Origin of the sequence: Micromonospora sp. CPCC 206171 (assembly GCF_036906755.1) — a bacterium.
Lineage (GTDB): Bacteria > Actinomycetota > Actinomycetes > Mycobacteriales > Micromonosporaceae > Micromonospora > Micromonospora purpureochromogenes.
Genome location: NZ_JBAKHT010000034.1, coordinates 49410 through 56846, shown reverse-complemented (window position 1 = coordinate 56846; position 7437 = coordinate 49410). Strand labels below are relative to the sequence as shown.

The window sequence follows — 7437 nt, the reverse complement described above, 5'->3', positions numbered from 1 at the left end:
CACCCGGCGCGGCGCGCCGTCGCGGGGCAGCACGGTCCGCAGCGCGGCGGCGGCCACCGCCAGCGCCCCGGCGGCGGCGGTCGCGACGTGCCGGGGTCGCCGGCCGGGCGGCAACCCCAGCTCGGCGCGCCAGTCCGGGCCGTAGCGCCGGCGCAGCAGCGCGTCGTCGGCGTTGCCCCGCTGCACCCGCAGGCTCACCCAGCGGTCCTCCGGCCGCACCGGGTGGGTGACCACGCGTCGGCCCCGGACCAGCTCCCAGCCGGCGCGGCGGACCCGGTGGGCCAGCTCGGCGTCCTCCCGGTAGGCCCGGGGGAAGCGCTCGTCGAAGCCCTCGACCGCCGCCAGCGCGGCCCGCCGGTAGGCCATGTCCGCCGTGATCCACTCGCCCTCGGCCAGGCCGGCGGTGCTCCGCTCCCAGTCGGTCGGGCGCCGGTCGCCCGGCAGCGGCACCGTCACCATCCCCTGCACCCCGCCGACCCGGTCACCCACCGCCAGGTCGGCGAGCAGCCGCCGGGCCCAGTCCGGTGCCGGCACCACGTCGTCGTCGAGGAAGACCACCCAGGGCCGGCGGGCCGCCCGCCAGCCGACGTTGCGCGCCGCGGCCGGGCCCGCGCCGCGACCGGTCACCACCTTGGCGTACGCGGACAGCGCCCCCGGCACCGCCAGCTCGCCGGCGGCGTCGCGCCGGTCGTCGACCAACAGGATCTCCACGTCGGGCAGCTCGGTGAGCTGCGGGGCGAGGGCGTCGAGCAACGTGCCGAGGCTGGGCCGGCCGAGGGTCGGCACCACGATGCTGATCACCGGCCACCGCCGAGTGCGCCGCGGCGCACCGCGAACGGGCCGAGGGCCAGCAGCTCCACCGGGGCGGAGCCGAACAGCTCCATCGCCTCGCGCGGGGTGTCCACCATGGGCCGGCCGGCGGTGTTCAGCGACGTGTTCACCACCACCGGCAGCCCGGTGAGCCGTTCGAACTCGGCCAGCAGCTCGGCGACCAGGGGCTCGGTGTCGGTGTGCACGGTCTGCACCCGGGCGGTGCCGTCGACGTGGGTGACCGCCGGGATGCGGTCCCGCCACTCCGGCTTCACCCGGTGCACGAAGAGCATGTACCGGCTGGGGAAGACCCCGTCGAAGATGTCGGCGAAGCGTTCGGCGCGGACCATCGGCGCGATCGGGCGGAACTGCTCCCGCCCCTTGACGTCGTTCATCCGGGCGGTGGTCGCCGGGTCGCCGGGGTGGGCCAGCAGCGAGCGGTGTCCGAGGGCGCGCGGGCCGTACTCGCTGCGCCCCTGGTACCAGGCGACGATGCCGTTGTCGGCGAGCACCCGGGCCGCCTCGGCGGCGATCGACTCCGGCCGGAAGTACGGCAGCGCCGCCCGGCGCAGCTCCGCCTCCAGCTCCTCGTCCGACCAGCCGCGACCCAGGTCCGCCCCGCTCATCGGCGTCGCCCGGTCGCCGAGGGTGCCGGCGACGTGCAGGGCGGCGCCCAGCGCGGTGCCGGAGTCGCCGGCCGCCGGCTGCACCCAGACGTCCCGGTACGGCGCCTCGGCCGCGAGCCGGGCGTTCGCGACGCAGTTCAGCGCCACCCCGCCGGCCATCGCCAGGGTCGAGGCCCCGCCGGAGGCGTCGTACAGCCAGCGGGCCAGGTCGAGGATGACCTCCTCCAGCCGGGCCTGCACGCTGGCGGCCAGGTCGGCGTGGTCCTCGGTCAGCTCGGCGCCCGGCTCGGCGGCCTTGGCCAGGCTCGCCCAGTCGATCCGGTCGACGTGGAAGCCGCCGGAGTCGGTGACCCGGACCAGCTCGCGCAGCAGCCCGAGGTGCCTGGGCCGGCCGTACGAGGCCAGCGCCATCACCTTGTACTCGTCGCTGGAGTGCAGGAAGCCGAGGTGGCGGGTGAGGTCCTCGTAGAGCAGGCCGAGCGAGTGCGGCAGCTCCTGCGAGTACAGCGGGCTGAGTTCGCCGTCCCGGTAGACGCCGGCCAGGTGGCTGGCCACCTCGCCCCGGCCGTCGAGCACCAGGACGGCGGTGTCGTCGCCGGCCGGCGGGGCGGCCAGCCCGGCCGAGGCGGCGTGCGCCACGTGGTGCGGGACGAAGCGCACCTTCTCCGGGTCGAGGCCGGGCAGGGCGGCGGCGAGGAACTGCGGGGCCCGCCGGGCGTAGTCGACGCGCAGCCAGTCCCACGGGTCGGCCAGGCCGAGGTCGGCGGCATCGCGGCACAGGCCGGGGTCGAAGGAGTAGGCCACCGCGTCGAGGCTGTCGACGTCGACGCCGGCGCTGGACAGGCACCAGGCCGCGGAGAGTTCGGGCAGTTCCCAGGCGGAGAACGGGACCGGTCGCTTGCCGTGCTTGCGGCGGCTGAACCGTTCCTCTTCGGCGGCGGCCACCACCTGTCCGTCGACCACCAGGGCGGCGGCCGGATCATGGAAGATCGCATTGATACCGAGGACGCGCATGCCAAGGTCCGTACCCTCGACTTCTCCTCCTAACCGGTAGATCATCGACTTCTCCCGCCGGAGGAGTCAGACGCCGCCGCGCAGCATCCCCGGCCCGAACACCTCGTACGCGATCCGCTCCACCGGTACGCCCCGGCGCAGCAGCCCGCCCCGGACCTCGTTCATGAACGGCAGCGGCCCGCAGAGGTGCACGTGCGCGTCGGGGGAGAGGGGGATCAGCTCGGGGTCGATCCGGCCGCTGGCCACCTCGGCGGTCAGCGCCGCCGGGTCGTCGCCGTCGGTGGTCCGCTCGTACCAGAGCTTGAGCCGCAGGTTGGGCAGCCGGGCATGCAGCCGGGGCAGTTCGTCGCGGTGTGCGTGCGCCGCCCCGTCCCGGTCGGCGTGCACCAGCACCACGGGCCGCTCGGGCGCGGTGGCGGCCAGGTGCTCCAGCGCGGACATCGCCGGGGTGAGCCCGATGCCGGCGCTGACCAGCAGTAGCGGCCCGTCGCCGGCCACCGCGCTGACCTCGCCGAAGGGCGGGCTGAGCCGGAGCGTGTCGCCGGGCGCGACCCGCTCGTGCAGGACGGTGGAGACCAGGCCGTCCGGTGCGCCGCCGACCCCGCGTACCCGCTTGACCGTGATCCGCCAGTGGTCGGCGCCGGGACGGCCGGAGAGGCTGTACTGCCGGATCTGCTGGCCCAGCCCGCCGTCGAGGTCGACGGCGACCGAGACGTACTGCCCGGGGACGAAGCCGGGGACCGGGCCGCCGTCGGCCGGCACGAGGGTCAGCGAGATGACGTCGGTGGCCTCCGGCACCACCCCGGTGACCCGCCAGTCGCGCCAGATCGCGCCGTCCCCGGCCACGCCGGCCATCGTGTAGAGGCGGGCCTCCCGGGCGATGAGCTCGCAGGCCATCAGCCAGTACACCTCGTCCCAGGCCGCCGCGACCTCCGGCGTGACGGCCGCGCCCAGCACCTCGCCGATGGCGGCCATCAGGTGCCGCCCGACGACCGTGTACTGGTCGGGGGTGATGCCCAGCGAGGCGTGCTTGTGCGCGATCCGGTCCAGGATCGCGTTCCACGCCGGCCCACCGGCGCCGGTGAGGTGTTCGGCGTACGCGACGACGGAGGCGGCCAGCGCGGCCTTCTGCTGGCCCGTCGCCTGGTTGCCCCGGTTGAACAGGTTGAGCAGCTCCGGGTGGGCGGCGAACATCCGCGGGTAGAACCGGCCGGTGATCTCCTCCCCGTGTGCCCGTACGACGGGCAGGGTCGCGATCACCACGGCCGTGGACGATTCCGAGAGCACGGTGCTCCTCCTTCTGCGTTGCCTACGCCAGCACTTAAACAGGAATCTCAGATGCCTCTTCAGGGCCGAAAGTCCCGGGTCCGGTGTTGCCGGCGTCACGGTCTCCCGGCCCCTGTCCGGGCCGGAAGGCGCTGGCTAGGGTCGGTACGTGAAGCTCAACCGGTCCACCGACATGGCGCTGCGGATCGCCATGCTGACCGCGCCGGCGTCGACCCGGACCACCGTCGACGAGCTGGCCGAGCGGCTGGACCTGCCCCGCAGCCACGTCGCCAAGGTGGTGCAGCGGCTGCAACGGCTCGGTGTGCTGGTCACCATCCGGGGCCGCTCCGGCGGCGTGGCCTTCGCCGAAGGCGCGGAGGAGCTGACCGTCGGTCAGGTCGTGCGGGCCTTCGAGGGCGAGGGTGAGGTGGTCGCCTGCGAGGAGTCCGGCTGCGCGCTGCGCTCCGACTGCCGGCTCCGGGGCCAGCTGCGCCGCGCCCAGGCCGCCTTCCTCGCCGTCCTCGACGACGTCCGCCTCGGCGACCTCGCCGACAGCCCCGCCGCCCCCGTCCTGCTCACGCTCACGGCGCGCCCGCGTACCCGCTGAGGAGTTCCGCCGGTCACCGCCCCGCGCCTCCCCGCTGCCGGCCCCTGGCTGCCGGGTCTGCGTGGGTTGCCCCAGGTGGGGCGGGCGTGGGGTGGCGGTGCGGTGGCGGACGGGCGGTAGCGTGCGGGACGAGCGGCCCACGTCGATGCGGAGCGCAGATGTCCAACTCCCGGGTGTCCCACCCGCTGTTCGCCCGCGTTTTCGCGCGGGCGAGCGTGGCCCTGGACCGGGCCGGCGCGGCCGAGCACCGGCGTCGACTGGTCGCCGGCCTGCGCGGGCGGGTGGTCGAGGTGGGCGCCGGCAACGGCCGGATGTTCGCGCACTACCCGCCCGAGGTGGACGCCGTGCTCGCGGTGGAGCCCGAGCCCTGGCTGCGCGCCGCCGCCCGCAGCGCCGCCGAGCACGCGCCGGTGCCGGTGACGGTCACCGACGGGCTGGCCGAGGCGCTGCCGGTGGCCGACGCCAGCGTCGACGCCGTGGTGATGTCGCTGGTGCTCTGCTCGGTCCCCGACCAGGCCGTCGCGCTGCGGGAGGCGTACCGGGTGCTGCGTCCCGGCGGGTCGTTGCGCTTCTACGAGCACGTCGCCGCGGGCACCCCCGGGCTGCGCCGGACGCAGCGGGTGGTCGACGCGACCTGCTGGCCGCTGCTCTGCGGCGGCTGCCACACCGGGCGGGACACCGTGTCGGCGATCGTCGCGGCGGGCTTCAGCGTGGCCCGGCTGGACCGGTTCCGCTTCCCGCCCGGTCGGTTGCCGGCCCCGGCGTCACCGCACGTGCTCGGCGCCGCGATCCGGCCCTGAGGCGTCGTCGGGCGGCCCCGTACCCGGGAACACCTCGGCGGGGACCGGCGTTGCTCCCGGGAGACCGACGACGCGCGCCCCGTTCGCGATGGCTCCAGCGGGGCTGCGCGGTTGTGTCGGGGCGTGCGGCTAGGCTCGCTGCGGCGCGCCGCGCGTGGAGATCGAGTCAGGGTGGATCAAGACGGTGAGCGGCACCACACCGCCGAGACCTGGGAGTACGACCAGTTGACCGCACAGCCTGAGACCCTCTACGGGGCCGACGACCTCACCCACCTCGAGGGCCTGGACGCCGTCCGCAAGCGTCCCGGCATGTACATCGGCTCCACCGACAGCCGTGGCGTGGGTCACCTCGTCAACGAGATCCTCGACAACTCCACCGACGAGGGTGTCGCAGGTCACGCCCGGAAGGTCGAGGTGACGCTGCACGCCGACGGTTCGGTGCAGGTCGACGACGACGGCCGCGGCATTCCCACCGACGTGCACGCCAAGTCCGGCATCTCCGGGGTCGAGCTGGTGCTCACCCGGCTGCACGCCGGTGGCAAGTTCGGCGGCTCCGGCTACAAGACCTCCGGCGGCCTGCACGGCGTCGGCGCCTCGGCGGTCAACGCGCTCTCCCGCCGCTTCGACGTCACCGTCCGGCGTGGCGGCAAGGTGCACGCCATGTCGTTCCGGCACGGCGTGCCGGGGATCTTCGACGGCGACGGCCCGGACGCCCCCTTCACCGCCGGTCCCGGCCTCCAGATCGTCGGGGCGATGAAGCGCGGCCAGCGCACCGGCACCTCGATCCGCTACTGGCACGACGCCCGCTACTTCGAGACCGGCGCGGCGCTCGACGTCGACGCCGTCCGGATGAAGCTGCGCAACACCGCCTTCCTGGTGCCCGGCGTCGACTACCGGCTGCGCGACGAGACCGGTGAGCAGCCCGCCGAGGAGCGCTTCCACTTCCCCAACGGCCTCACCGACATGGTCGAGTTCCTGGCCCCGGCCGGCGACCGGCCGGTCTCCGGCACCCTGCTCGTCACCGGCGAGGGCACCTACCGGGAGAACGCCGCCGACGCCAACGGCGTGATGCAGTCCAACGTGCAGCGCCGCGCCGAGGTCGAGGTGGCCTTCCGCTGGGGCACCGGCTACGAGCGCACCGTGGAGTGCTTCACCAACACCATCCGCAACGCCCACGGCGGCACCCACCGCAAGGGCTTCGAGCGGGCGCTGGCGCGCACCCTCGCCGACGCCGTACGCAACACCCGGGGCCTGCTCAAGGCCAAGGAGGAGCCGCCCACCCTGGACGACGTCCTGGAGGGGATGACGGCCGTGGTGCACGTGCGCATCCCGGAGCCGCAGTTCACCTCGCAGACCAAGGACGAGCTCTCCACCGCCGGCATCACCAAGGTGATGCAGTCTCTGATCGAGCAGCACCTCAAGGCCTGGCTGGAGGACCGGCGCACCAAGGCCGAGGCGCGCACGGTGCTCCAGAAGATCGTCGACGCGGCGCGGGTCCGGCTCACCCAGAAGCAGCAGAAGGACGCGGCCCGGCGCAAGACCGCCCTGGAGGGCGCGTCCATGCCGGCCAAGCTGGTCGACTGCCGCGCGGCGGGCATCGACCGCAGTGAGCTGTTCATCGTGGAGGGGGACAGCGCCCTCGGGACCGGGCGACTTGCCCGATCCGCCGAGTACCAGGCGCTGCTGCCGATCCGCGGCAAGATCCTCAACGTGCAGAAGGCGAACCTCCAGCAGGTGCTGGACAACGCCGAGTGCGCCGCGATCGTGCAGGTGCTCGGCGCCGGCTCGGGGCGTACCTTCGACCTGTCGGCCCTGCGGTACGGCCGGGTCCTGATCATGGCGGACGCCGACGTGGACGGCGCGCACATCCGTACCCTGCTCATCACGCTCTTCGCCCGCTACATGCGGCCGCTGATCGAGGCCGGTCGGCTCTTCGCCGCGATGCCGCCCCTGCACAAGATCACCACCAAGGGGCGCAACCCGCAGACCATCTACACCTACACCCAGGCCGAGATGGAGGCGACGGTTCGCAAGCTGGAGAAGGCCGGCAAGCAGATCGTCACCCCGATCCCGCGCTTCAAGGGTCTCGGCGAGATGGACGCCGACGAGCTGTGGGAGACCACGATGAACCCGGCCACCCGGGCGGTCCGCCGGATCACCCTCGACGACGTCGACGCCGCCGAGCGGATCCTCGAACTGCTGATGGGGGAGAAGGTCGAGCCGCGTCGCAACTGGCTGATCGACTCCTCCGACCGGGTCGACCGGGAAGCGATCGACGCATGAGCACCGGGTCCGTTCGAGGGGAAAGCTGACG

General features: G+C 74.2%; 6 protein-coding genes. 3 read left to right on the top strand and 3 right to left on the bottom strand.

The annotated features are described in order from the left end of the window. From V6U89_RS27000 to V6U89_RS26990, 3 genes are all read right to left on the bottom strand, one after another. On the bottom strand, positions 1 to 801 hold an 801-nt coding region (locus V6U89_RS27000; RefSeq protein WP_334574908.1), incomplete at its 3' end, for a glycosyltransferase family 2 protein. After that, complete coding sequence (locus V6U89_RS26995; RefSeq protein ID WP_334574906.1) at positions 798 to 2450, bottom strand: carbamoyltransferase family protein; 1653 nt, start codon at positions 2448 to 2450, stop codon at positions 798 to 800. The genes V6U89_RS26995 and V6U89_RS27000, both read right to left, overlap by 4 nt. 66 nt (positions 2451 to 2516) lie before the next feature. Then, the gene (locus V6U89_RS26990) at positions 2517 to 3737 is read right to left on the bottom strand and encodes a globin domain-containing protein (RefSeq protein ID WP_334574904.1); all 1221 of its coding nucleotides are present in this window, start codon (positions 3735 to 3737) and stop codon (positions 2517 to 2519) included. A 148-nt stretch (positions 3738 to 3885) separates the two neighbouring features. On the opposite strand from V6U89_RS26990, the gene V6U89_RS26985 reads away from it, so the two are divergent. The 3 genes from V6U89_RS26985 (at position 3886) to V6U89_RS26975 (ending at position 7406) form a co-directional block, all read left to right on the top strand. Further along, entirely contained in the window at positions 3886 to 4323 is a 438-nt protein-coding gene (locus tag V6U89_RS26985) for an RrF2 family transcriptional regulator (RefSeq protein ID WP_334574902.1), read from the top strand. A 158-nt stretch (positions 4324 to 4481) separates the two neighbouring features. After that, positions 4482 to 5123, top strand: a complete 642-nt coding sequence (locus tag V6U89_RS26980) for a class I SAM-dependent methyltransferase (RefSeq protein WP_334574899.1) — start codon at positions 4482 to 4484, stop codon at positions 5121 to 5123. 171 nt (positions 5124 to 5294) lie between these two features. Beyond that, a complete protein-coding gene (locus V6U89_RS26975; protein WP_334574896.1) occupies positions 5295 to 7406 on the top strand; it encodes a DNA gyrase/topoisomerase IV subunit B in 2112 nt (703 codons plus the stop codon). Positions 7407 to 7437 lie beyond the last annotated feature (31 nt).